The following is a 26,612-nucleotide window of genomic DNA, read 5'->3' as shown; positions in this document are numbered from 1 at the left end:
CAGGTATTGAACTACTTGACAATCAGAATCTTGAAATGAATTCGGTGCACCACTTTATTTTTTTCAACCGGTGCACCGAATTCGGCAAAACAAACCCTCAAAACATGATTCAATTTGGTGAGCTCTTAAATGCAAAAAGCCCGAATTCATTTGAAATTCGAGCTTTTGCCTGTTGGTGATTTTTAAGTTGTGGAGCTGCAGGGAATCGAACCCTGGTCCAGAGAAGATAAACGCGTACGTTCTACATGCTTAGTTGACTTTGATTGTCGGGAGACGCAAGGCAGGCAACAGCCTAAACTTCTCCGTAGTTGCTGTTGTCTCGACAATCGTGCGCAACACACGACGGCCCAGTTCTGCTGATCGACGCCGCATATCTGATACTCACAGAACAGAAGTATCAGGCGACGATGGCCTGGCGGATCTTATCCGTCCATAAGCTAATCCAACGTTAAGTCAGATTAAGCAGCCATGGCGTAAGTATTTTCGCCACGTAAATTGTTGAGAGCAGTGATCAAAGCTCTACCCTCATGAGCTTGCATGCTGGTGCACGGATTCACACATCCTGTCAAAACCGGTCAGCCCCATTTATTTATAAATGAGAAGTCAAAGGTACGAAAAATGGAGGTCTTCGAAAAACTGAAATGTCGCAATTCTTCAGAAACAGATTACTGAACTCCTCATCTTGTAGAACTCTATGGGATATAATATTTACTATCTACATTTAACCAATATAATTCTACCCGGAATTCGTAAATTGATAATAACTGATCCTAGCCCCATGAAATTATTCAGTGCTCCATCATCTTCTATTTCAGTTCGCTTATATTTCATTGCATTCGTTTGCCTCAACTTAACAACACCTGGCTCGGCGCAGGTGATACACCTGAAGGGCATCAAACCTGAAGACATTAGCTATTAATATTTTTACCTGACTTATCATGAGAAGATACTTCTATCTTGTCATTCTTGTTTTTCTATCCGCTCCTAGCTTTGCACAGGATTCTGTCAGCAATAATATTTTGATGACAGATCATAAAAAAGAAGGAGTCTATATGACCTTTCCGGAATTCCGCAAAAATAATCCATCCATCACCAAACCTTTCGAAATTAAAAAACATAGCATCATGCTGATCGATGAGCGGGGAAAGAGAAGACCCTTCAGAAATTACTTTTGGGGCATATGTCAGGGTGATTCGGTTTTTGTATATCTCAATAATCTTACCTTAACAGATGAACCTGAATTATTTCCCATTAAAAGTTTAGGAAGATTCTGCTACTTCTCAAAAACCGTAAAGCGATTTAAGCCCGGAAGTTTGGAGCAGGTGAGTTATCGCACTACAATTATAAATCGCGGAGTTGCTTATATGGACTTGATGGAAGGGATAGTTGATATCAACACCGGCGAGTCGTATATTCTTGATGAGACCGTAATGAAGGATCTGCTCAGGAATGATCCTGACTTATTGCAGCGTTATCTGCAGGAGCGTGACAAGGTTGGCGTATTTAAGAAATACATTATTCAGTACAATGAGCTGCATCGTCAGGACATCAAGCAGCCGTAGATCCCATCCCCCTCACATCAATATGTGATACCACCCCACCTTAAACTTCTGAATCTTTGGGTAAACTTATCCGAATGATTAAAAAGTATTTCGGCATCACCCTAAGCCTCGTCCTCACCGCTTCCATAGCGTCCTCCCAGAACGCAACGTTCGTCTGGGCCAAAAGCCAGGGGACCTCCGTCAGCGACTATCCCGCAGAACCCATCACCGATCCCACCGGCAACATCTACACTGTCGGTACTTTTAACGGCACAAGCGACTTCGATCCGGGACCCGCTGTCGTGTCACCAACACCCTATGGACAATCCGACGCTTACATTTCCAAGCTGGATCGCGATGGTAATTTTTTATGGGTGCGATCCGTCGGCGGAACAAATCTGGAAGTCGGAAAATCTATTGCAAGAGATAATTCAGGCAACCTGATTATCATCGGTACTTATGCTGGTACCGCCGACTTTGATCCGGGTCCTGGTAGTTTTCCCATTACTTCATCAGCTTCGTCAGACTTCTTTATTCTTAAGCTTGACCAGAACGGAAATTTTATATGGGCAAAGTCAGTCGGCGGAGCATTAGGTGAAATACCCGGATCCGTCAGCGTTGACGCCTCCGGTAATGTTTACGCAACAGGCTACTTCCGCTCAGCCACCGCCGACTTCGACCCGGGACCCGGAGTAGTTAACATACAATACTATAATCATTATGATGCTTTCGTCCTGAAGCTTGATCCCAACGGGAACTACATCTGGGCTAAAGGTTTTGGGAGCAACAACCCTGAAATAGCTGCACAACTTGCGTTAGACAATTCGGGAGCTGTATACGTGACGGGACTTTTCAGCGGTACGGCCGACTTTGATCCCAGTGCTGCTGTATTCAACATTACCGGAGCAGGAACCAATGACGCATATGTAGTAAAGCTCGCATCCGATGGAGCATTTGTCTGGGCCAAATCGTTCGGCGGTGCTTCTTCCGACACCCGAGGCGTGTCTATTGAAGTAAATAGTTCCGGCGATATCGTTACAGCCGGAGTATTCACCGGTACAGCTGATTTTGATCCCGGTCCGTCAGTCTTCAATCTTCCATCTTTGGGCAGTGACATTTATTTCGTCAAGCTTAGTTCAGGTGGAAATTTTATCTGGGCGAAAGCCATGGGAGGTGGTGTGGTCAATGGTATTCAATCGATGAAGACTGATGCTGCTGGAAATATTTACTCAGCGGGCCTTTTTCAAAGCACCGCTGATTTTGATCCGGGTCCTGCCGAATACAACCTCACTTCCCCCTTCGCGTATGGTACCTTTCTATCGAAGATTGATAACTCCGGCAATTTTGTATGGGCCTATGCGCTTGGTGGAGCATCCGGTGGTAATCTTAAATCAACCATCACCATCGACAACGTAGGTGATGTGGTGTCAGTAGGAAGTTATTCAGGAACGCGCGACTTCGATCCGGGCGCCTGTGTATTCAATCTGCCAACGCAAAATATCTATTCATTAAAGCTTCGTCAGAGCGTTGCTTCAACTGACCCAACGATCAGTTCGTTCTCTCCAACCATTAGTCCCGTTGGAACAACTATTACCATCACAGGAACCAATTTCAGCACTACACCTGCCGACAACGTTGTTACGTTCAGCAATATACCGGCGACTGTCTCCGCCAGCACAGCAACAACGATTACCACGTCTGTTCCCGTCGGTGCAACAACAGGAAGAATAATGGTCACCGTCGGGTGCGTGACAACCACCAGCGCCACTGACTTCACGATAGGAGATCTTCCTAATGAACTGACGATCTATAATGCCGTGTCACCCGGTGGTGCCAATCCAAAATTTGTTATCCAATCCATCGAACTGATACCGGAGACCATAAGCAATACCGTAACCATCTTTGATCGCTGGCAGAATGAAGTGTGGAAGGGAACTAATTATGATAATACTTCTGTGGTGTTCACGGGTACATCGTCTTCCGGTGATCTCCCTACTGGTACCTATTATTATAAAGTAGAGTTTACCAGCGGCAGGAAAGCTCTCACAGGATTTATCTCACTGAAACGATAAGTAATTTCTTATGAAAATACTTTTACCGGTTATTATCATTTGTCTGTTCATCACAGAATCGTTTGCGCAACAGGATCCATTGTATGCGCAGTACTTCAACAATCCCATGCTGATCAATCCGGCCGTTGCAGGAAGCAATGAAAGATTGTTTGTCGGGTTGGGTTATCGAAAGCAATGGAGCGGACTCGATGGCAGTCCGACGACATTTAATTTCAACAGTCATATGGCATTGGCCAATGATAAGTTAGGAGCGGGGTTGATTGTCGTTCAGGATAAGTTCGGCGAATTCAAAACAACTCAGTATGGAGCAGCCTTGTCGTACAAGATCAAGCTCACTCATTCTACCTTCTCGTTTGGAATGCAGGCGGGAGTCGTTCAGTATTCAACCAACCTGGAAGGATTGAATGTCCTCAATCCGGATAAATTGTTTGCGCCATTTTCTGAAATGAAGTTCAATACCGGCGTCGGATTGTTATTAAAGAATGAACGCTACACAGTAGGGTTATCTGTTCCGCAATTGCTGAAGAATTCTGTCAGCCAGGGAGGAACGGATATTAAAGTACAGGGACAGAATTTTTACCTGTATGGCGATTATCTTTTTTTCCTGAGTGAGGATATTGAATTCAAGCCATCAACATTATTGAGAATGACGGATGGATCGCCGTTGTCAGTAGACCTGAATCTCAACCTGACCTTCAACCGGCTTTATACAGCAGGCGTCTTCACGCGAAATGCCAACACCTATGGCGTGCTGGTGCAGATGATCATGAAGAATGTGAGGTTGGGATATGTGTTTGAACTTCCGGGCAAGAGCTCGGCGTTGAATTTTAATACACATGAAGTTAGTCTGGCGTTGTCGCTGGGGGTTTTGAAGTCGCATGGGGCGGTGGTGAAGTTTTAGTGGGGGTGGAATAAAAGAAAAGCCTAGACGGGAACAGGGACTACGGATGCACGTAAGGGCCGGGATTTATAGCGGCATGCTAAGCGTATTTTCTAAAGCAAACGCTGTTGGTTATGCGCAGCTTGCTGCAATCCGTGTCAATCTATTAGCTGAAGCAGAAGTTGCATTAGTTCTTATCCGTGCATCCGCTATGCCATATAGCCTTAGTGCTATAGGGTGATCCTGCATTACCTCTGAAAGCAAAAGCCATTTTATTCTATTAACTTCCCAACTCTCCACCTCCCTTTCCAGTTAAAGCACCTAAAGAAACCTCATACTCTCCACCGTGAGCTCCAAAAAATCCAAAATCCTACCCTTCCTTATCATCATAGCCCTCAGCGCAGTGATGGGCTTTTTTATAGGAAAGTTTGGCAAGAGCATCGCTGCGTTCGATCTGCCTGATAACATCGGCTGGTTCCTGATGGCGCTCATCATCCCATCATTCTTCATCGTCATCGGTTTTCATGAAGGAGGTCATGCCATCGCAGGGATACTCGTAAAGTTTGATCTGAGGATGTATGTCATCGGACCATTCCTATGGGAAAAAGAATCCCGCGGATGGAAGTTCAAGTGGAACAAAAATGTAAATACCAGCGGCGGACTTGTTGTCTGCCTTCCTACAGGTGAGAAGAATCTTAAAAACCGTTTTGCGGTCTATGCTGCCGGCGGACCCATCGCCAGCTTGTTGTTATTTATTATCGGAGGTGCCGCATACTTTATCTTTAAAAATACCAGCATGCCCATGATTGGCTATGCTTCTCTTCTCATCAGCTTGTTCTCCCTTATAATTTTTATCGTCACTATCATTCCTTCCCACATGGGTGGATTCGCATCGGATGGTGCACGGGTAAAAAAATTACTGCAGGGCGGTGACATTGCAGAGTTTGAGATCCTCCTGGTGAAGATCATGACCCGTGGTACTGTCGGCATACGACCACGCGATATGAGCATGACCGAACTCGAAGACGCCCTTGAGCTGGCAAGGAAGTTAAAGTCGCCACACGAAGTATATGTTCACAGCATGCTTCACCAGATTGCTTTCGACAAAGGCTATTACGACAAGGCTGAACTTTATTTAAAACAGTATATGGCCCTGGCGGATAATATTCCGGAAGGTATACGCAACATGGTCTGGCTCGATGCGGCGTTCTTCTTTGCGTATGCAAGAAAGAATGTATCTCAGGCAACAGAACACATGAACAGTTTCAAGCCGGCAGCACTCATTCCGAAAGCACAGATTCACGCTACCGAGGCGGCCATCAGCTTTCTCAATAATGAAAAAGACAAAGGTGAGTCGATGAAAGAAGCTGCGATCAAGGAACTACCTAATATGATCGATCGGGGAGGAGCGGTTGCGTTGAGAGACCGGCTTGAAACGTTGTCATAGAAATGTTGAATTAGAGTCTGAACGTCCAGTTGTTTAGCTCTGCCTTCCGGATCTCTTCTTTGAGATTTCGTCCCACCAGATCAAAGGTGGCCAGTGTATTGAATTGAATCTCTGCATTCTTCTGTTTCATTTCAATGATCCCATCCCGCAGGTTGGTAAGATCCTTGCGGAGTAAATAGTGGATCGTCAACTTTTCGATAGGGACTTCTTCCCAGAACCAGATATCTTTTACAGAACGATAGAACACTTTGGAGTTGCAATAGTCGTCCGAGATGACCTTCGCCTGTGTCAATGTGAGGCTTAAACCGTAAATAGACGCTCTCCATTTTATAAAGAGAACCGGCAGCAAGATTAAAATTGATATGGCAGCTACAATGATTGCCAGTATGGACAATACGATAATGAATGTTAAGACCATTGATTTATTATGAGAGGTGTTTTAAAATTGAAAGGATAATCCTAATGACAAACGGCATGGATATCGCCATTGTCGTTGACTTCCCACTCAAAGAGATTCTGAATAATTCCCAGTTGAGTATTCAGAGCTATAAAGCTGTCGACCGCGAACAAAGTGGCCGGCTTCTGTTGTAAGGGAAATGAAACTTCAATTCTTCCGGCTCCATTAATGATGACGTACTGTGTCTGCGATAGCTGATCACCATCTATGTTCCAGTAGGTCATGTCCACATATCCGAAAGCAGGATTGCCGTCCTGCAGCTGTATCTCCAGTTGATAGAATTTTTCAGGATGGACAGAACGGAATACCTGGATCCCTCTGAACTGGTTAAAATAGAAATTCGCCCAGCTTGAATGACTGAGCTCCGGCAATTTTATGACACTACCGTTAAATGTTAAGTCACCTTTAAAGCGATATACTTTCGGATAACAATCTTCTGATTGCATCCAGACAAGTATCCGGGTCTTCCAGGTTTTGCCCAGAAGATTCAATTCTTTCAGATCGATCAAAGAATTACCCGGAATGATTTCATAGTTGATGACCTGATCTCCATTGGAAAACTCAAGATTGATCTCGGTAATGGGGGCCACGTCGCTGAACGGAATGCGGATGGCAGCGGTCTTCACTATGTTAAATTCAAAGGATGTGTAACCAAAGTCTTCGGGCGTATGTCCGTCAAGCTCCAGTACATCCGGAACTACATGTGTGACTTCGTCAACAGAAATATTGATGGTGATCGGCAATGGATCACTGACCAGATTTGCCAGCACCGAACCTTCCATTGGTGAGGCATAGATGGTGTGCCTGTCGCTGTCAAGGATCAGAAACTGTTCAAGGGTGTATTGTCCCGATGGAAGCGGTTCAGGTTGTGTGATATAGTCGCCATTGAATTCATGGATCGCGATCTCTTTAATGATCGTTGAGCCATCAGCTTTTTTTAAAGTAAAGCTTGCAAAGGAAGGAGTGATCTGGGTTGTTCGTCCTGCGATAATTCCATTGTCCGCTTCTTTATAGGAAAAGGAAACTTTACCTGAGCGGACAATTGCATCATCGTTGTTATTGCAGCCAGAGATCATCAACAGAATGATAACCGTTGCGATCTTTAATAGATAATAATTCATGTAAGGGTGATAATTTTTTTTCGGAAAGTTATTGTGTTAATAAATCGTCAAATAATACTTTGGTTGCAAGACAGGGTAATCATGCAGGGCAGCCCAAACCGTGGTAGGAAGTGTTGTTGCAATGAGTGATACAAATGAGAAAAAAAGCCCGGCCAATGATCGGCCAGGCTTTAGCAAACCCCCTAGTGAAAATCTTTTAGCGGATGCTTATTGAATTTTTATTTCGGTCTCACCTGAATAGCATACGCTGTGGAATTTCTATTCGGCAATTCATGGTGAACGCCATCGATCCAGTACGTTCCTGGAATATTGCTTACTCCATTTTCCGGTGGAGCTAAATACTGACCAGCGAGATAGACAGATCCATTGAGTGCATCGATCCCATATAATTCCACTCTTGTCAATTCGGGCGACAACACGATCTCCTGTTGATTCTTCCAGTATCGTTTACCTCCGACACTTCCGATAAGGAATACATCGTCACCGTCCAGTGCCATCAATCCATAGCCAGTGAGATAAGCGGTAGGAGGAGTCATCGTTCCAAGACTTGAATGCTGACCATCTCTCCAATAACCAATGTTTGCGCCGTCTCCAAGTCCCATGACATACCTGTGATGGTTGTGGATCTTTATGCCGGTTGCATTCACCCAGGCTTTTCCGTCAACAGCGAGTCGTTCGATGACATTATTTTTCCAGAGTGCGCCGGTATGCGGGTGATAGAGAATGCCCGATACATACACATCACTGCCGTCAACGGTGATTCCGGTGGTAGAACCTTCACCTGCTTCATTCATGTCCGTTAGCTGTATGAGTACACCATTTTTCCAGTAAACAGGATACCGGTGTGTGATGCCGTTTGCTCCGGGATCGGTTACCGACAACGATCCGGTGACGTAGACATCATTTCCTGAAATGTATAATCCGGTGGCGCTACCTTTTAATGGATGATCGAGCAGGATCCTTTCGGTGTTTTTCCAATAGAAAGCTCTTTCTGTTGATTCATCTCTTCCGGTAGCATAGACATCGTTTCCGGCGATAAACAATTGATAGATGGATGAACGTGCTGTGCTCACGTGTACGGGAACTTCATTTTTCCAGTAGGTAGCTACTAATACATTGTTGAACATTTCATTTCCGCCGATATAAATGTCGACCGGGTTTGTGCTTACAGAAGCAAATTCAATCCTTACTTCCTGCTGGGTACTGAGTGTAGTAGCCTTTCTCCAGGTATGGTATCCTGATTTCGTTGCCGTGATTCTGTAAAGACTGGCTTCGCGGATCTTTATAGCATGCGTTCTCGCCTGCAGTGTGGTATCATAAGTCCATAGCACGGTGGTATCAGTTCCCGTGATAGCACCTAGCCCTTCAATCTTCAGATGTGAAGTGGTGATCTCTGAATTATTCGCACCTTTTATAAAGCTTGTAAAAAGAGGAGTGATGGTTTTTATGATCTTAAATCCAAACTCACCATAACCAAATTCTTCAGGAACGGAGTTTTCATCGATTTCCAGAACTTCGGGAGTAACGGTGGTGACCACATCTTTTGTTACAGCGAAATCAATGTCCAAAGGATCGCTTACCAGGTGAGCATGAGTGCTTCCTTCAATGGGAGTGATGTAGCGGATAGTGTTATCGGCATCCACGACAAAAAATTCTGAAAGCCTGTAATGGGAACTGCCGGAGCTTTTCAGCATAACAGGAATCGAAAGGAAGCCGTCTCCAAATTTATAGAGGGCAAGTTCCTTGCGATCGAACACGACATTTCCCTGGCTATCTTTAATGGTAACCAATACACTCTTCGGTTCTGCTGTTGACGTACGACCGCCTGAAGTTCCTTTTGAAGCGGGAGCCTGCATGGAGAACCTGATCTCCTGCTCGGTGAGCAACCGCTCTTCGGTCTTACAACCTGATAAGATGAGGCATGTAAGTAATACTGATAACAATGTTCTTTGCATAAAATGTATTTTAGTCTTGAGCATTTTTATTCCTTGCAATGTGGATCAGGTAACAATCTTTCATGTACGACAATAGTTGCAATCACTGGTATTGTCGTTGCGGGAAGAGCGGTATGAATTTTCCTTAAGCTGAGGGTATCCTGATGGGGACTTTTTACGAATGGGTGTTAGGTAAGAAACTGCCTGGACGTGTTACCAATGATAGAAGTCATTGTTGTTGAGGCGCAACACCTGAGAGAACAAGTCCAGAGAATCAGCGATCGGTGCTGAGAGTCTTTTGAAGAATTGATGGATCATAACATTTTAATTTCATCAAAGTTGGGAAACGGATGATAGAGACAGGTACACTACGGGATCATTTGCTGGTAATATGGTTTCATTGCTTTTTTAGTCCCGCAAAATTCGTTAGGAGCATGCTATCAGGAAAAAACTGAGCAAAAGTGTTTTATTTTCTACCTGTGGTCACCCATTAACATACTCCGAAGGCGACACACCAAACTTCTTTCTGAATCTCTTCGCGAAGTATGACTGCTCATTAAACCCAACCTTATAACTGATCTGTGAGATCGTGTCGGTCTTCGATCGTATCAGCTCAGCAGCCCTTAGCAAACGGATATCACTGATAAAATCTGTCGGAGAAGAGTCGACCAGTACTTTCAACTTTCTGAATAACTGCGCACGACTCAGGTTCATCTCTTCCGCAAACTTCTCTACTCCGAAAGATGAGTCGGTAATGTTTCTTTCCACTACTTCACGTGCTCGTGCAATAAACTTCTCATCCAGCGTCGGCTCTGCAATCTCCTTTGGCAATGGCTCTGAAAAAGGAACAAGCCCATCCCTGAATTTGATGATCAGTTTTTTCCTCAGCTCTATTAAATTATTTACCCTGATCTTAAGCTCTTCCGCAGAGAATGGTTTCGATAAATAATCATCTGCGCCGATCTTAAAACCCTGCATGCGTGATTCGTCGTCAGCCTTGGCGGTTAATAGAATAACCGGTATGTGACTGGTGCGCTCATCCAGCTTTATTTTTTCTGTCAGTTCCAGTCCGCTCATCTTTGGCATCATCACATCTGAGATAATCAGATCTGGAATATGTTCTAGTGCCAGCGCTATACCTTGTTCGCCGTGTTCGGCCATCAATACTGTGAACCTGTTCTTGAAGATGCGTGCTATAAAATTTCTTAATTCCGCATTATCCTCAACGATGAGGATTGTGTTATCAGACAACTGATTTTCAAAGATGGTCTCCAGCTCCGGAGCATCTTCATACCGACTTATCCTGTCTCCGATATTATTAAATGCAATCTCGGATGATTCATCAGCTTCCGCTCCGTTCCAGTCAATGATCAGATTGATATTTATTTCAGTTCCTTCATTGACACGACTCTTCAGGTTGATGGTTCCATTGTGAAGCTTGACAAGTTCATTCACCAGTGAAAGTCCCAATCCGGTGCCAGGCTGCCCGTCATCCTGGGTATTCTTTATCTGGTAGAAAGGAGTGAATACATACGGGATCTCGTCTTCCGGAATTCCACGCCCCGTATCACTGATCAGAATGTTAAGCTTGTTCTGATCTGAAGATTGAATTGTAAGCTCTACTCTTCCTTCAGCAGGGGTAAACTTGAATGCATTGAACAGTACATTGCCTATGATCTTCTCCAGCTTGTCACTGTCGAACCGTGCAGGCTTATCTGCGATGTTAATATTCCTGATGAAGGTTATCTTTTTATGCTCCGCCAGTGAATCAAAAGAAGTGACCAGCAGCTGAATGAATTCATGAAGGTTGTCTGACTTTAATTGCAACTCCATTTTGCCGGCTTCAAGCTTTGAAAGATCCAGCAGTTGATTCACCAGATCCAATAACCGGTTGGTGTTGCGTCGAACAACAGAAAAGATCTCCCGATCGGAACCACTCAGTCTCGGGGAGTTGAGCTTTTCTTCAATCGGACCTTTGATCAGTGTAAGCGGAGTTCTGAACTCATGTGAGATGTTGGCAAAGAAGCGAGACTTTAATACATCCGTTTCTTTCAGCTTGGCGTTAAGTTTCTTTTGTGTTTCGAGAAGCTCTTTGGTTTTTCTTGTACGCAATTTCTGAAGCCTGTAAATGATCAGACCCACACCGATGGAAAGAATAATACCAACGACAAATACATTTGCCCAGATAGACTGAATGCGTTTCTCCTGTTCCAGTAATTTAATCGTGGCCTCTCTTTTCTCTGTCTCATGGAGCATCTCAAGCTCAACAACTCTCCGTGTTTTCTTTTCGTTGAGAAGTGTATCTTTTAGTGAATAGTAATGACTCATGTATTCATGGGCTCCCCAGAAATCCTTTTGCTTCATCTTGAGCCCGATGAAATTCATATAGATGATAAGCTTGTGGCTTTTGAAACCGATCCTCTCGGATAAAGCCAGCGCCTCTGTCAGATATTCCTGTGATTCTTTGAACTGTCCGTGTGCCATGGTAGTGCTTCCCATGTGATTGAGCGCGACGACTTCTGCATAATGATTCTGTTCTTGCCGGGCAAGAATTAATGATGTCTTATAAAATTTGGCTGCAACCTCACTGGCATCAGAGGTAGAGAGCTTGGCGTGAACCTGGCCCAGGTTACCATAAATGATAGGAATGTAAAATGACTTATGATTCTTGACCGCTAATCTCAGTGCTTCATTAAGAATGAGTATGGAGCTGTCATTGTTCTTCTTGAATGATAGAATAAGGCCCGAGGCGTTGTAGACCTTCATTAGAAGTTCTTCATTCCCGATCTGAAGACATTTTTTTTCTGCCTCGTTAATATAATATTCGGCTTTATCGAACTCTCGCCTTCCAGTGTAGGTTGCACCTAATAATCTGTAAGCATCTGCCTGCAGAGAGATCAATTTGTTTTCTTCAGCGATCGAGGCCGCGGAAAGAGCATATTCAATGGCCAGTTCATTATCACCGAGGATCCAGTAGCAGTTGGCCATCCGGTTCTTGGCCATGGCGATTCCTTCTTTGAAATTTATTTGTTCCGACAGCCGGAGTGCTTCTCTTCCATATTGTAATGCCTGTCTGTAATCATACCCCTGATTCATGAAACTCAGGTTATTTAATAGAGTGATCCGTGTACGATCATCCGTTATGCTCACTTTGTTGAATTGCTCTTTCAGGCTATCCAGTTCATGGGATCTTTGTGAAAAAAGCGGTGAGATTGACAGCCAGCCAAGAAGTAGAATGATGATATACTTATGCATTGTTAAGGTTCGATATTTTTTAAGCCGTGACCGGATTAATGCCACTTCTGACTTTAGGTAACTGTACCCACCAGAAACTTGTTAAGATCTAATGGCGGGTTATGAACGCATTTTTATAGCGTTAGATGCACCGTTGCAACGAAAAAACCCGTGAACGCAACAAAATTACTCCTTGCAGGGCTTAATCCCGCAAAGAAACACGAGTCAATTGTAATATTGAATCAATCTAAAATCCTGTTTCTCAGACGGGGTCACCCATAATTGGCGACTAACCTGGTTTCGACCGGGTGATCCATCGACTTGTTTTCAATTTCTTCCACCAGCAAAGGCCAGAGTGTGTATTCGAATTTCTTTCTGAAAATATCTACGTGCCCCGCCTTCTCAACAGTGTAGTCTGAGACCTTTATTTTCTTGATCTCCCGGGCGGCATTTGGAAAGAATTCCATCATCAGAGGAACGGTAATGTCATTGGCGATATAGTCATCATCCATGTAGAGAGCTGTAATGGGAACTTCGAATTTATCGAAGCGATCTGTTTTCAGCTTTTCCCGGATGCATGGCATGAAGTAATCTTTATTGATACACCATTCTCTCCATTCCAGAATAGAGTTCTTTGTCAGATCCTCACCCCATCCGATCTTTTTCATCATCCCATATCCATGGATTTTTATCATCAAAGGACCGATGACATACCACATCATCCAGATGCCAATGTTCTTAGGGAAGGGAAAATACTTCCAGTAGCCTACTGCAGCGTTCAGGGAAATTGCTTTTTGTATCACCTTGCTGTTTTCAATGAATCCCATCAGCTGTGAGCCAATGCTATGACCGAACCAGGTGATCTGACACGTCCCGAATACGCTGGTAACATAATTCAGAACAGCATTCATATCCTTGGTTCCCCATTCGTGTATATAGATGTCTGAATTTTTAAGATCAGCAGGTGCTGATTCACCTATACCACGGTAGTCATAAAGTAATACGACATAACCTTTTTCGACGAGGTACTCTGCGAAGTTTATATAGAACTCTTTTTTAATGCATGTAGCCGAACTTAAGATAACAGTTCCTTTGCTGTTGGTCAGCGGAACTCCCTGCAGCGCACTCAACACATAGCCATCAGACGAAGTGATATTAATTTTTTGCATAACTCTTCTGTTTTTTATTGCTCTCATTTCTCCTCACATTTTTTATTACTGCATCATAACGGTAAGACAGTGGTTTTGAGTTATATGGGAGTAAATGATTTTTAGGTAGTTACGTTGCGTTTAGAATGTCGCAACCAGATTACCCTGTGATGCAACGACAGTATTCGCACAGAGATTCCGGAAGAGAGTCATTTGCGAATATTTTCAGAACTGAGAAGATTGATATGCGGTCACTAGTCATCACTTTGAATGCGGTATGCGCATTACTCTTTTGTTTTTTCCTATCAACGAATACTCACGCGCAGTCAATTGAAATAAGGAACATTGAATTCTTTCAGAACAAGCTGGTGATTCACTATGACCTCCTGGATTCGATTGAAGGAAGATTTTATACCATCAAAGTTTATTCGTCTGCCGATGGCTACCTGAATCCTTTGGAAAAACTCAAGGGAGATGCCGGATTAGAAGTCAAGTCGGGAAAGAATAAAACAATCACCTGGGCTTTTGGTGAGGATCTGTCGACAGGTTATTCAGGGAAGGTCGCGCTGGAATTAAGGGGTAGACATTTTATTCCCTTCATCCAGACGGATGAGATCAATAAATACAAAGTTTTTAAACGCAAGCAGATCTATAATCTGACGTGGACTGGCGGCACACCTCAGAATGTCCTGAACTTTGATCTTTACAAAAAGGACAAGAAGATCACGTCATTCTCAGACATTGCCAATGTCGGGCATTATACTTTCCAGTTCCCTTCTCACATCCGGCCAGGAAAGGACTATCAGTTTGTCATCAGCGATACCAAGAACAAAGATGAAGTTGTAAGAAGCAATTCATTCAGGATAAAGCGCAAAATACCGTTGCTAGTGAAGGCAATCCCTACACTGGCAGCCGGAACTCTAATTTATCTTCTAGCGCGACCTGCAAGTGATGAGACCATACCCGCCTTTCCAAAAGACATAGTTCCTAAATGAGTAACGGAAAAAATTCAATTGTAAAATCAATGGCAAGAAGTGTATTAGTTTTTATTTTCTCTATTTCGGTTTCCGGAGTCTGGGCGCAATGCATGATCAGCTTTACGCGACTGAATTCAGTTACGCCCGCTCAGAATGGTACGCAGGTTACGCTGTCGTTTAATCTTGCAGTCCCTCAGGCCACTAACAGTAGCTTTCACGTCAACTACGGAACAGGTTATGAGTATAGCAGATCAGGATCAGGCGCATGGACTGCCGTTGAAGTGAATACAACGAGCGTTATCGTTTCCAACCTGACGACCGGCGCGAATTATGATTTCAGAACGTACACAAATTCAGATTGCTATAGAAAAAGAGCCGGAACAGGAGAGCCCTATGATGAAGCAATACAAAATGACGTGTCTGCAAGTCTTGGCACTCTTACTTACCCAGCTGCTCCGACACTGACAGGTGGTTCATCCAGCAATTCAACTTCTGTAACATTTTCATGGAATGCAGTAAGCGGTGCTGTCAATGGCTACTTCCTGGATCTGTCAACCAGCAGCACATTCGATAGTTATGTTTTTCAGAATACACCCGTAGGCACTTCTCCGACAACTTTCACAACGGCCAATACATTAAACCCGGGTACCAACTATTATTATCAGGTAAGAGCACATAACAACTCGGGAGTTTCATTGTATTCAGTGAGATCGACGGCTGTTATTACGCGTCCGGTTGCTCCGGTTGCAATTGCTGCATCAGCCATTACTACTAATTCATTCAGAGCGAACTGGCAAACAGTAGCGTCCGCAACAGGATACAGGCTGGATGTTTCTACTTCAAATGATTTTACTCAAATCGTAACGGGTTATAATGATCGTACTGTCAGCGGACTCTTTCACGATGTTGCGGGGTTATCTCCTGGTGTACCATATTTCTACCGCGTCCGTGCAGTCAATGCGAATGGAGCTTCTGTCAACTCAGCCGCAACGATTAGCCTGATCACAATTCCGGCTGCCCCCGTACTCAATGCTCCAGACCTGGCGATCAATTCTTTTATTGCAAAATGGCAGACGGTTACAGGTGCATTGGACTATCGACTGGATGTATCAACGGCAAGTGATTTTTCAAGCTTCGTTACAGGATTTAATGATCTGACTGTATCCGGTACATCGCGTGATGTGGCGGGCCTCAATCCCGGTACACAATATTATTACAGGGTACGTGCTGTTAATAATAATGGGGGAACTTCTGTAAGCACATCTTCCTCGCTTACAACACTGGTAGATTCCCCTACAGCAAATGCAGCATCTTCAATTTCCGTCAACTCTTTCAGGGCAAACTGGTCTGCCATTGGAGCAGCAACAGGCTATCGACTTGATGTATCAACATCAGACACTTTCGCTTCTTTCCTGCCAGGGTTCAATGATGTGACAGTGGCCGCTCTCTTTGCCGATGTTCCGGGTCTGGCGGCAGGAACCATATATTATTATAGAGTACGGGCGGTAACGGCGGGAGGTCCTTCTTCCAATTCGAACAGGATTTCCGTGATAACAATTCCAGCAGCTCCTGTAGCCACCAATGCTTCTCAGATGACTCTTACATCATTCAAAGCAAATTGGGCATCGTCCACAGGAGCTTCCAGCTATCGTCTTGATGTCTCAGCAGATAATTTTGCCAACATGCTGGCCGGTTACAATAATCGCGTTGTCGATGGAACATCAGAAGATGTTGCTGGACTGACTTCCGGTACGGTTTACTCTTATCGTGTTCGCGCTATCAATGCAAGCGGTACTTCTGTGAATTCAAATGTGATCAGTCAGATTACGTTGTCTGATACTCCTGCGCTTCAGCCATCCACGGAAGTGACAATATCTTCCTTTGTTGGTAACTGGTCATCGGTAACAGGTGCCGGTCACTATGAGTTGGATGTTTCCGAGGAATCATCGTTCAATAGCTTTATCAATGGATTCGATAAGCGTGTTGTCAATGGAATCACTCAGCAGGTTTTTGGTCTTGTTGCGGGAAAGAAATACTATTATCGTGTCCGATCGATCAACCAGGCGGGTGCATCTGTAAGTTCATTAACAGGAGAGCGATTCACGTTACCTGCTATACCCGCTGATTTGGTGCCTTCCGATAAGGAAACTACACGCATTAAAGTGCAATGGCAACCTGTTGTAAGTGCAATTGAATATCAACTTGAAGTCTCTACACGGCTGGACTTTCAATCTTTTGTAACCAACTACGGTCCAAAGATCATTCCATCCATTATCACAGAAGAGGTGGTGACAGGACTTGTTCCGTCCACTGTTTATTATTTCAGAGTAAGAGCCCGCAATGCATCTGGGTTATCAGATTATTCTATTGTTAAAATAAGCAATACACTTTCCGGCACAGGTGGAGATGACAATGCGCTGAAATTAACGGAAGCAACTACGTATCCGGAGGTTCATAGCACCAACCAGGCTCAGGAGATGTCAGTAGCGGTGACGGGTGGAAACGGTACGATCTCTGTCTATGTGCATCACAGAAAGAGTGCAGGCGCTAGTTATGTTCGTGAGTCTGCAGTGAAATCAGGAAGTAATTACAAGATTGCTGTGAACGATTCATGGTTCGATGATTTCGGAACTGAATTTTACTTTGAAGCGGTGGATGAAGGTGCCGAGGTCAGAACGTCCCCGCATCATTCCATTCTTACTGCAAAAGTAGTGACAGTTCCTTTGTCAAGCTTTGGTAAAGACATTAAGAACTATCAGCTCATCTCGGTTCCTTACTCCATTATGGAAGGCAACCAGATCAATGATGTCTTTGAAAAAATCATGGGTGCGTATGACACTAAGAAATGGAGATTGTCCCAATACAGGAATGGTACGATCGTCGACTATACAGAAGGTCTTGCCGCAAGCCAGCTGGTACAGGGACAAAGTTATTTTTTCGTTTCCAGATCTCCGGTAAGTCTGGCATTAGGCGAAGGCAAGAGCTTTGGGAATTCTGTTGCCAAGCCATTCAAAATGAATCTTAAGAAAGGTTGGAATCAGATCGGAAATCCTTTCCCTATAACAATTAACTGGAATCAGGTCCTCATTTTTAATGATAATCCTTCCGGTGTTGATGGACTGCTCACATTCAATCAGCAGACTGTCTCCTTTGTTGAAGACAATGAGCTCAAAGCTTTTGGAGGAGGTTTTGTTTTTGCTGAAAACGATATTGAGCTAAGCATTCCTGTTACGGTAAACAATCCGGGTGGCCGTACCGCTACAATTGAAGAATCATTTAAAGAAAGCAATGATGACTGGAAGGTTTCAATAACACTTGTTCAGGGTGAAGCGATGAACACACGGAGTGGAATTGGAATGAGAGTGGGTTCTGATGAAAGCAAGGACAAATGGGACCGCATAGCCGCACCACGGTTCCTTCGATATCTTGAATTCAGTACCCTTCAATCCGGGTTTGAATATGATCTTTCACAAAGCATTGTAAATCCACAAGATTCTTACACATGGAATTATTCGGTGCACAGCGACGAGACAGGACCTGTTGTGATCAGATGGGATAGCATTGAAATGTCAAATCTGAAAGGACAGCTCATTATGCGCGATCTCAAGAGCGACGTGCTGCTGGACATGGCCAAAGTGAGCAGCTACACAACGAATCAGTCAGGGAAGTTTTCCATCTATTACAATAAAATCAGATCAGTGGGTGTAGAACAATTAAGTCTTGGTGCTCCGTATCCTAATCCATTCAGATCGCAACTGACTATTCCGTTTGATTTTGTGACTAACGAAAGTAAAGCTGAAGCCGTGCTGATCGTCAGCGATCTTCAGGGAAAAGTAGTAGCCCGGCTCGGTCGTTCAAGCGTTGTTGATGACCAGGGTATTCAATCTATCCAATGGGATGGAGTGAGTGATGATGGGAATGTTGTTCCGTCGGGAATGTATATCTATCAACTGATAATGATCAGAGATAATGCCACAAAGACATACCGGGGGAGGTTTACTAAATTCTAATTTGTATTAAACGTGGTTGAGAGAAATATGAGAAGTCTGTTTATTCTGGTTGCATTATTTTATTCTGTATCGGTCTGTTCACAAGGACTCATTACAAGAACTAATGAGTTTTTGATCAATACGAAGACGGGGATGCCCGACAGCGGACCTTTGCCAAGAATATCGTGGATCCATCCAAAAATGGAATTTACCAATAGCGCTCAAAACAAGATTGAAATCAAAGCGTCCATAGATTCACCAACTTTGTTGAAAGAAATTACCCTTGTGGTCAGCAGTTCTCTGGATGGAAGGGTTATTTCCAAAAAGAGCTTTGCGGTCAAGCCGGAGCAACAACAGTATTCTATTGCACTGACGGTTAACTTGCCGGATGGCGGAAATTCTCTTTCATTGGAGGCTGTTACCGAAAGCGGAATTCTTGTTGCTGAAAAGCGTCAGATTGTAACAGGTAAGAATGCATCCGATGCAATGGTCTCGCTTGACAGAAAGGATTACATATTATTGTTCGCCACCAATAAGTATGATCACTGGGATGATCTGGTGAATCCGATTGATGATGCTCACGCGATCGCGAGAGAGCTAAAGGAAAAGTATGGATTTATTGTTGACATCGTTGAGAATCCAACGGTTGAGAAAATGCTGGAGAAAATCCGTGAGTATAATGAACGTAAATTTGGTCCGCAGGATCAGTTGATGGTTTTCTTTGCCGGCCACGGTCATTATGATGAATCTTTTGGGGAAGGATTTGTGGTAGGGAAAAATTCACTTAGCAATGATGTCTCCCGAACTACTTACTTATCTCACAACCGCTTGCGAGGTGTCATTAATAATATACCCTGCAATCACATACTCCTCACGATGGATGTATGTTTTGGTGGGACTCTCGATCCTGTTCTTGCCCGTTCACGTGGCGCAAAGCCTGATGAGATTTCAAGTGATAAACTTTTAGTTCGGAAATGGAGTCATCGAACGCGAAAGTATCTTACTTCAGGCGGCAAAGAGTATGTATCAGACGGAACAATTGGAAAGCATTCTCCTTTTGCCGGTAAGCTTATCGAATCACTCAGGGCCAGAGGAGGTGATGATGGTATCTTAACATTGTCTGAAATTCAATCGAATCTCGAGAAACTAAGTCAACTCCCAAGGTTTGGTTCCTTTGGAGATGACGAAGCGTTGAGTGACTTTGTTTTCGTGACGAGGTAGGTTGGCTGAAAAAAGACCACGGATGTCGCGGATCAGCAAAACAAATGCTCTTGCATCCGAAATGGATTTACACGGATGCAGCAAAGCTGCTGAAGCATAACGAAAGCATTTACTGCAGATGTAAGTAGCCAATGTTACTTATTGAGACCTGAGTGTTTTTGATGGGTTGACTCGTGCAGCTTCAAAGGCGTGGTAGATCACAGTGCCCATTGCCAGCAGGATGGTTGTCAGACCCGCCCCCAGAACAATCCACCAGTTGAATGTGGTATGGTATGCAAAGGTGCTGAGCCATTGATTCATAAGATACCAGTTGAAAGGAATGGCCAGTATGAATGCTATGACGACCAGCCGGATGAAACGTTTTGACACCAGTCCGATCAATCCTGTGATCGATGCACCAAGAACTTTTCGGATTCCCAGTTCTTTTGTCCTCTGAAGAATAGAGTAGGAGGCAAGTCCGAATAAGCCCAGTATTGAAATAAGTATCGCCAATACAGAGAATGCGTTTATGATGTTTCGTAGTTGCGTCTCTTTTTTATACATCGATTCATATTGCTCGTCCAGAAATCTGAGTTCGAAAGGAGATTCACTGTTGACTTTCTTCCAATGAGTTTCGAGTATGTTCTTTATTTCTGTTGGTGATCCAGAGATATTTACAATCAGGTAGCTATAGCGTTGTGCCTGGTTTCCGGAAAACACAACCAGCGGGCTGATGGGATCGTGAAGAGAGGAGAAGTGAAAATCTTTCAACACACCTTTTATTACTCCGTCAGTTTGCCAGACCTTTAATTCTTTCCCGATGGCCTCTTCCTCTGACCAGCCAAAAAAATCTGCGGCTGATTGGTTGATAAGGATTTCCCAGGTAGGCGATGTCTCATCAACATTATGTGTGAGATCTCTTCCGGCTGCAACTTCAAGCCCGACTGTCTTTACAAAATCAGAATCCACACACACGGCGGTCAGAAGTTTGCGGTCGTTCTCAGTCTCGTTCTTAAGACTCATGGCAGTCTGATGACTGATCCGGGTTGGGAACTGGTAAGTAGCAGTGGTGTGGGTGATAATGGATTCTTCCGCAAGTGAATTCTTAAGAACATTTATTCTTGTGCGGGAGAGGCTATCCAATGAAAGACCTACAAGCTTCTTCCTTTCAAATCCAAGGCTTTTATTCTGAATAAATCGGATCTGGTCAGACACCATCAAGGTTGAGATGATCAGTAAAATGGAAATGAAGAATTGGCCAAGGACTAACGATTCTCTGAGGCGAATCCCCTGACTTGAGTCTTTAAGTTTTCCTTTCAGAACCTTGGAAGGAGAATAACCTGAAACGAATACTGCCGGGTAAATGCCGGAAAGCAAGCTGATTAACAGACCTCCTCCGATGAATAAAAGGATGTTCAAAGGAGTACCTAACGGCTCGAGACTTAAGCTTTTGCCCGTTAGAATGTTAAACGCTGGAAGAAGTAATGATGCAAGCATAATGGCCATTAGTAAGGAAAAGATCGTTACGATGAGAGATTCGCTGAGGAATTGATTGAATAGTTGAGATCTTTCAGCACCCATTACCTTTCTGACACCTACTTCGAGTGCGCGTTCCATGGAACGAGCTGTAGCCATATTGATATAGTTGATCGTTGCAATGAGAATAATCAGTGTTGCCACAAAGGAAAAGATCCGGATGTAGATGATGTTGCTGGTGTTAGGCACATTATAGCCGGAGCTTTGGAGATAAACTTCACGAAGCGGGATAAGATCAAGATCAATGGTCGATCTTCCATCTTTGCCGAACTTCTCTTCCATTCTCACGGGGATCTTGCTTTTAATATCATCTACATCGGCATGATCGCTCAGCAAAACATAGGTGTAGAATTCACTATTGTCCCAGGTTGGTGTAGCTCTTGAAATCTTCAATGATGAAAAGGATACAACAAAATTGAATTGCAGCTCGGAATTGGATGGAACATTTTCTATGATGCCTGTGATAGCATATGCTTTTCCATTGGTGCCTACGATCTGTTTTCCAAGAGTGTTTTGATTAGCCCAGTCGGCACCGAAGTATTTTTCCGCTGACTTTCTGGTAATAACGATTGAGTTTGGTTTTGTAAGTGCAGAGGAAGAATCTCCTTGCAGAAATGGGAAGGTGAAAATTGAGAAGAAGGTAGAGTCCGCAAAGAATACATCCTTTTCATTGATGCCTTCTCCATTTTTGGAGAACGAAAGTGCTGACATAGAGATTCTGACACTTTTAACTACTTCCGGGAAAGCATCTTCCATGAAGGGGCCACCAACGCTGCAGTTGGCACCAGTCGGCATGACCGTTTCATTGAAGTGCCAGGTCATGGGCAGCAAGTAAATGTTCTTGCCGTTCTTGTGAAAACTATCATAACTCAGTTCATGGGCAACATAGAGAAAGATCAGCAAGCTGAATGTGAAGCCGATTGACAGGCCGACAATGTTAATTCCGGTGTGAAGCTTTTGACGCATCAGATTGCGACTCGCAACTTTAAAGTAATTGAATAGAAGTCCCATGTTATTGCTTGATGTGTGAAAAGTTTTCTTTTTCCGGAGAGGTTGGTGAATAAGGATAGAAATGAAGTCTACCCAATAGTATAGTCTTGCTTTTGCAAAGCCATTCTCTTGCAGTCGTCTTGAATAAAGTTCATGCAGGTCGCCGAGGAGATTGGAGGCCTCTTTGGAATTACCGAACAACTCCATGAGCCAGGTTCCAAATGCGGGGGGATCATTGCGGTTAGCTTTCATGATTTTTTCCAGTCGATAATGAGAGAAGGAATGGCATTCCACATGCTATTTCTTAGTTCCCTTGATTTTTCCAGCGCCCGCACCCCAGACTTAGTGATACAGTAGTATAATTTTCTTCTTCCGCCGCGTTCGGGTGCTGTTTCACCTTCTCTGGAATCGATAAATCCTTTTTCCTCAAGCCTGCTGAATGCAGAGTGAAGTGCCCCGATGCTCGGTTCGCGTTTCAATCTTTTCTTTATTTCATCCTTAATGGAAATGCCATAAGCATCATTGCCCAGTATAGCGATGGAGAGAAGCACTACTTCTTCAAATTCTCCCAGATACGTTCCTTTCATAACAGCAAGTTTCCTAAATGTATAAAATGACATTCTATTTTCAAGAGGGTTGCATTGGAGACAGGAAATTTTTCTCAACACCCATAACCCATGCGGGGGAAAATCAGGTTTAAAAATTAGATTTGTGGCAGAATAATTGTGATTTCAGTATTCTATACCCCTATTATTAATAAATGCGAGCAGGTCTGAAAAAGTGGGTTTTGAAGCCACTTCTCATTTTAATCACTTCAATTATTGTGCTGGCAGGGGTTGGATACATCCTTATCAACGCCGAGCATCAGCGTCTGGTAAACTATGCTGTCAGTAAAGTAAATCAGAAGATCAAAGGAGAGATTACAATCCAGGAAAGTGACTTCTCTCTTTTTAAGCACTTTCCATACGTCTCCATAGTCCTGGAGCAGACAAAACTATTTCAGGATAAATCAAAGGGAACTCCGATCGTTGGTATTGACCGCCTGTATCTGGGGTTCAGCATATCCGATATTCTAAAAAAGAATTATCACATCAGGAGTTTTTCAATTCATGGCGGTGATCTGAATATGGTGCTGGATGTTAATGGAAAATTCAACATCCTTTCGGCAATTGAAACTCAACATGATAGCCTGCAGGCAACAGACGCGGATACAACGCAGTTCCGACTAAACCTCGACAAAGCAGTGTTCAATGATTTCAGAGTGGCACTGCTCGATCATACAAACGGAACATCGACGCGTTCACATATTACAGAACTCACTGCTTCTTTTGCTTTGGAAGGAAAGCACCTTGCCACCGAATTGCAAAGTGAGATGGAAGTGGATTTCAAAAGTCCGGGCGACACAACGTTTTTCAGACATAAGAAGATCACACTGGATATGAATGCCGGTTATAAAATGGATGAACAGAAGATCATCATATCCAAGGGTAATTTTAAGCTTCAGGATGCATCATTCATCGTACAAGGCTCTGCACAACTGGGCCAACCCGCAAGCATCGACTTCCTTGTCAATGGTGATAAGCCTGATATGAATCTTCTTGCAGCCTTTCTTCCGGGTGATGCAAAGAAGATCCTTAAACCGTTTCGTTACGACGGCCGGATTTATTTCAATGGGATTGTATCCGGTGAATTATCAAATGGCAAACTTCCATTGATAGAAGTATCTTTTGGTTGTGAGGATGCGTGGTTTATTAATACATCGGCAGATCGGAAAGTAGACAAGCTTGGCTTCAAGGGATACTATACCAACGGCGCTGAGCACTCACTTCGTACTTCCGAACTGCATCTTACGAATGTGAGCGCACGTCCTGAGAAGGGAATCTTTGAAGGGAATTTCATCATGCATGATTTTACTGATCCCAAAACGTTGGTTCAGATAAGATCAGAGCTTGAGCTAAAGTTTTTGGGTGAGTTCCTGGGGATTCCTGATCTGAAGCAGACTACAGGAAAGATCAAGCTCGATATGGACTTCAAGGATCTCTCCAACATCCAGTTGCCGGAACAATCTCTTAATAAGCTTAAAGAAGGTATTCAGAGTAAGCTTGTAGTGGAGAATCTTTCTTTTCGAATACCGGGTTATCCACTTCCGGTCCGCAACATGAATGTTCATGCAGAAATGAAAGATGGAAAAGTAACGTTGGATTCTGCAACCCTTCGTATCGGTGAATCGGATCTGCGCCTGAGTGGAACACTTAGTGATATACAGGCCTTCGTAAAAAATACAAAGAAGGCAGTAACGGTTACGGTGAATGTGAGCAGCAAAAAGATCATGTTTAAGGAGTTGCTGGCGAGTGATACCGCACTTGCCCGGAAGGCAGATGAAGAGATCAGGAATTTTAATGTCAGACTTTCCATGGAAACATCGGTTGAGCAGTTGTTGCATCCTGCTCCGCTACCCAAGGGAAAGCTGGAAATAAAAGATCTGCGGGCTTCCTTTAAAACATATCCGCACGTCTTCAAGGATCTGGGGGCAACCCTTACTATCAACGAGGATACATTACGACTAAGAAATTTTACCGGTATGATCGACCAGTCTGACTTTAAATTCAGCGGACGCATCAGAAATTATCAGCTATGGTTTCAGAAGATAAAAAAAGGCAAGACCGAGATCGCTTTTGATTTCAAGTCAAATCGATTTTCATTGGCAGATGTGCTGGGCCCCGTTAGTCGCAAGTATATTCCGAAAGGATATCGCAGGGAAGAAGCGAACAATGTATGGCTCCGTGCCAAATCTGAACTTCGTTATGATACTGTTTTTAAATTCTCTAAAACACATATTGCGAATATCACGGGGGATTTAAAGAATCACAACTTCAAGCTCAAGGATATTCATGGTAACATAAAGTATGGAAACAGGGTTGTGATCATTGATACGCTGGTGGGCACGATCGGTAAGAGCGATTTCGATGTCAATCTTTATTTTTTCACAGGAGCAGATAAAAAATTCAAGAGGCGGGACAACTATTTCAGATTGGCCTCTAAGTTCCTTGATGTGGATGAATTGAATGAGTATACAGCATCTGCTACACGATTACCACAAAGAAAAGCAGATTCCTTAGCAAAGTTGAAGCCGGTGGTAAAGAAGGATTCATCTGTTCATGCCAAGGCCTTCAATATTTTTGCTATACCCTTTGCTGATCTTAATGTTGAGGTGAATGTCGAAAAGCTAAAGTTTAATAAGCTGTGGCTTAAAGATGTTTCCATGCGCTCGCGAATGCAGGAGGATCATCAGATCTACATTGACACTCTTTCCATGCAGGTAGCGGGAGGCGGTCTAAGAATGAATGGACAGCTGAATGGTACGGATACTGCGAAAATATATTTCAGAAGCACTATCAAAATGGACAATATAGATCTTGAAAAGATGATGGTGAAGCTGGATCACTATGGTCAGGATCTCACTATCAACAAAAACATCAAAGGAATTCTAAGTGGACAAATTAAAAGTTATTTCCAGGTTCATCCGAACTTTGTTCCGATTATAAGCAAAGCAAAAGCTGAATTGGATATACGCATTTACCAGGGAAGCCTTGTTGATTTCGCGCCGATGCAGGCTATGTCGAACTATTTCAAGGACAAGAATCTTCGCAATATCAGATTTGACACGCTTCAGAATAAGCTTTCATTCTCTAATGAGACTTTGAGCATTCCATCCATGAACATCAATTCATCATTGGGGTATATTGAGATGTCGGGTAAGCAATCGCTGGATCTTAGCATGGAGTATTACATCCGTGTTCCGTTGAAGCTTGTTACGAAAGTAGGAATGAATGCTTTGTTCGGCGGCAAATCTGAAGAAGTGGATGTGAATCAGATTGATGAGATCGAACATATTGACAAGGAGAAGAAGATCAGTTTTATGAATCTTAAAGTATCGGGAAAGCCGGAGAACTTTAAGGTGGTGCTTGCAAAGAACAAGAAGTAGGTGAATCTCAAATTGGTCGGTTCCGGTCACCATCGACCGTTCCTGAACGAGAATCTCTCTAATGTAGGCTAATTTCGATGGTATTACCTCTGGCACATATT

Annotated in this window: 16 protein-coding genes and 1 other RNA gene; 9 read left to right on the top strand and 8 right to left on the bottom strand. The window is 43.6% G+C overall.

Annotation, left to right across the window (positions count from 1 at the left end; genetic code table 11):
- Window positions 1-187: 187 nt before the first annotated feature.
- Window positions 188-583, bottom strand: a transfer-messenger RNA (tmRNA) gene (ssrA, locus tag HOP08_05720).
- A 195-nt stretch (window positions 584-778) separates the two neighbouring features.
- Here ssrA and HOP08_05715 point away from each other — a divergent pair.
- From HOP08_05715 to HOP08_05695, 5 genes are all read left to right on the top strand, one after another.
- Window positions 779-919, top strand: coding sequence for a hypothetical protein (locus HOP08_05715; GenBank protein ID NOT74407.1), 141 nt, complete (start codon window positions 779-781; stop codon window positions 917-919).
- Window positions 920-938: 19 nt separating this feature from the next.
- The gene (locus tag HOP08_05710) at window positions 939-1,562 is read left to right on the top strand and encodes a hypothetical protein (GenBank protein NOT74406.1); all 624 of its coding nucleotides are present in this window, start codon (window positions 939-941) and stop codon (window positions 1,560-1,562) included.
- A 74-nt stretch (window positions 1,563-1,636) separates the two neighbouring features.
- Window positions 1,637-3,613 carry a hypothetical protein gene (locus HOP08_05705; GenBank protein NOT74405.1) on the top strand — a complete coding sequence of 659 codons (1,977 nt, stop codon included), beginning with the start codon at window positions 1,637-1,639 and terminating at the stop codon, window positions 3,611-3,613.
- A gap of 10 nt (window positions 3,614-3,623) precedes the next feature.
- On the top strand, window positions 3,624-4,514 hold the full coding sequence (locus HOP08_05700) for a type IX secretion system membrane protein PorP/SprF (GenBank protein ID NOT74404.1): 891 nt from the start codon (window positions 3,624-3,626) through the stop codon (window positions 4,512-4,514).
- 325 nt (window positions 4,515-4,839) lie between these two features.
- Window positions 4,840-5,940 carry a hypothetical protein gene (locus HOP08_05695; protein NOT74403.1) on the top strand — a complete coding sequence of 367 codons (1,101 nt, stop codon included), beginning with the start codon at window positions 4,840-4,842 and terminating at the stop codon, window positions 5,938-5,940.
- A 10-nt stretch (window positions 5,941-5,950) separates the two neighbouring features.
- Here HOP08_05695 and HOP08_05690 read toward each other — a convergent pair whose 3' ends face one another.
- From HOP08_05690 to HOP08_05670, 5 genes are all read right to left on the bottom strand, one after another.
- Complete coding sequence (locus HOP08_05690) at window positions 5,951-6,358, bottom strand: hypothetical protein (protein NOT74402.1); 408 nt, start codon at window positions 6,356-6,358, stop codon at window positions 5,951-5,953.
- 41 nt (window positions 6,359-6,399) lie between these two features.
- A complete protein-coding gene (locus tag HOP08_05685) occupies window positions 6,400-7,518 on the bottom strand; it encodes a hypothetical protein (GenBank protein ID NOT74401.1) in 1,119 nt (372 codons plus the stop codon).
- 218 nt (window positions 7,519-7,736) lie between these two features.
- Window positions 7,737-9,473, bottom strand: a complete 1,737-nt coding sequence (locus HOP08_05680) for a hypothetical protein (GenBank protein ID NOT74400.1) — start codon at window positions 9,471-9,473, stop codon at window positions 7,737-7,739.
- A 462-nt stretch (window positions 9,474-9,935) separates the two neighbouring features.
- Complete coding sequence (locus tag HOP08_05675; protein ID NOT74399.1) at window positions 9,936-12,707, bottom strand: response regulator; 2,772 nt, start codon at window positions 12,705-12,707, stop codon at window positions 9,936-9,938.
- 251 nt (window positions 12,708-12,958) lie between these two features.
- The gene (locus HOP08_05670) at window positions 12,959-13,855 is read right to left on the bottom strand and encodes an alpha/beta fold hydrolase (GenBank protein NOT74398.1); all 897 of its coding nucleotides are present in this window, start codon (window positions 13,853-13,855) and stop codon (window positions 12,959-12,961) included.
- A gap of 125 nt (window positions 13,856-13,980) precedes the next feature.
- Between HOP08_05670 and HOP08_05665 the strand changes: the two genes are divergently transcribed.
- The 3 genes from HOP08_05665 to HOP08_05655 are packed head-to-tail and all read left to right on the top strand — an operon-like array spanning window position 13,981 to window position 20,021.
- Window positions 13,981-14,829, top strand: coding sequence for a hypothetical protein (locus HOP08_05665; GenBank protein NOT74397.1), 849 nt, complete (start codon window positions 13,981-13,983; stop codon window positions 14,827-14,829).
- Complete coding sequence (locus HOP08_05660; protein NOT74396.1) at window positions 14,826-18,821, top strand: hypothetical protein; 3,996 nt, start codon at window positions 14,826-14,828, stop codon at window positions 18,819-18,821. The genes HOP08_05665 and HOP08_05660 overlap by 4 nt, the downstream gene beginning before the upstream one ends.
- 27 nt (window positions 18,822-18,848) lie before the next feature.
- Window positions 18,849-20,021 carry a caspase family protein gene (locus tag HOP08_05655; protein NOT74395.1) on the top strand — a complete coding sequence of 391 codons (1,173 nt, stop codon included), beginning with the start codon at window positions 18,849-18,851 and terminating at the stop codon, window positions 20,019-20,021.
- Between the two features lie 138 nt (window positions 20,022-20,159).
- Here HOP08_05655 and HOP08_05650 read toward each other — a convergent pair whose 3' ends face one another.
- Window positions 20,160-22,778 carry an FtsX-like permease family protein gene (locus HOP08_05650; protein NOT74394.1) on the bottom strand — a complete coding sequence of 873 codons (2,619 nt, stop codon included), beginning with the start codon at window positions 22,776-22,778 and terminating at the stop codon, window positions 20,160-20,162.
- Entirely contained in the window at window positions 22,775-23,113 is a 339-nt protein-coding gene (locus tag HOP08_05645) for a PadR family transcriptional regulator (protein ID NOT74393.1), read from the bottom strand. The genes HOP08_05650 and HOP08_05645 overlap by 4 nt, the downstream gene beginning before the upstream one ends.
- Before the next feature lie 200 nt (window positions 23,114-23,313).
- Between HOP08_05645 and HOP08_05640 the strand changes: the two genes are divergently transcribed.
- Window positions 23,314-26,511, top strand: a complete 3,198-nt coding sequence (locus tag HOP08_05640; protein NOT74392.1) for a hypothetical protein — start codon at window positions 23,314-23,316, stop codon at window positions 26,509-26,511.
- Window positions 26,512-26,612 lie beyond the last annotated feature (101 nt).

The organism is Cyclobacteriaceae bacterium, from assembly GCA_013141055.1.
Taxonomy (GTDB): Bacteria; Bacteroidota; Bacteroidia; order Cytophagales; family Cyclobacteriaceae; genus ELB16-189.
Note: the sequence above shows the minus strand (reverse complement) of the source record. Positions and strands in the feature narration are given on the sequence as shown.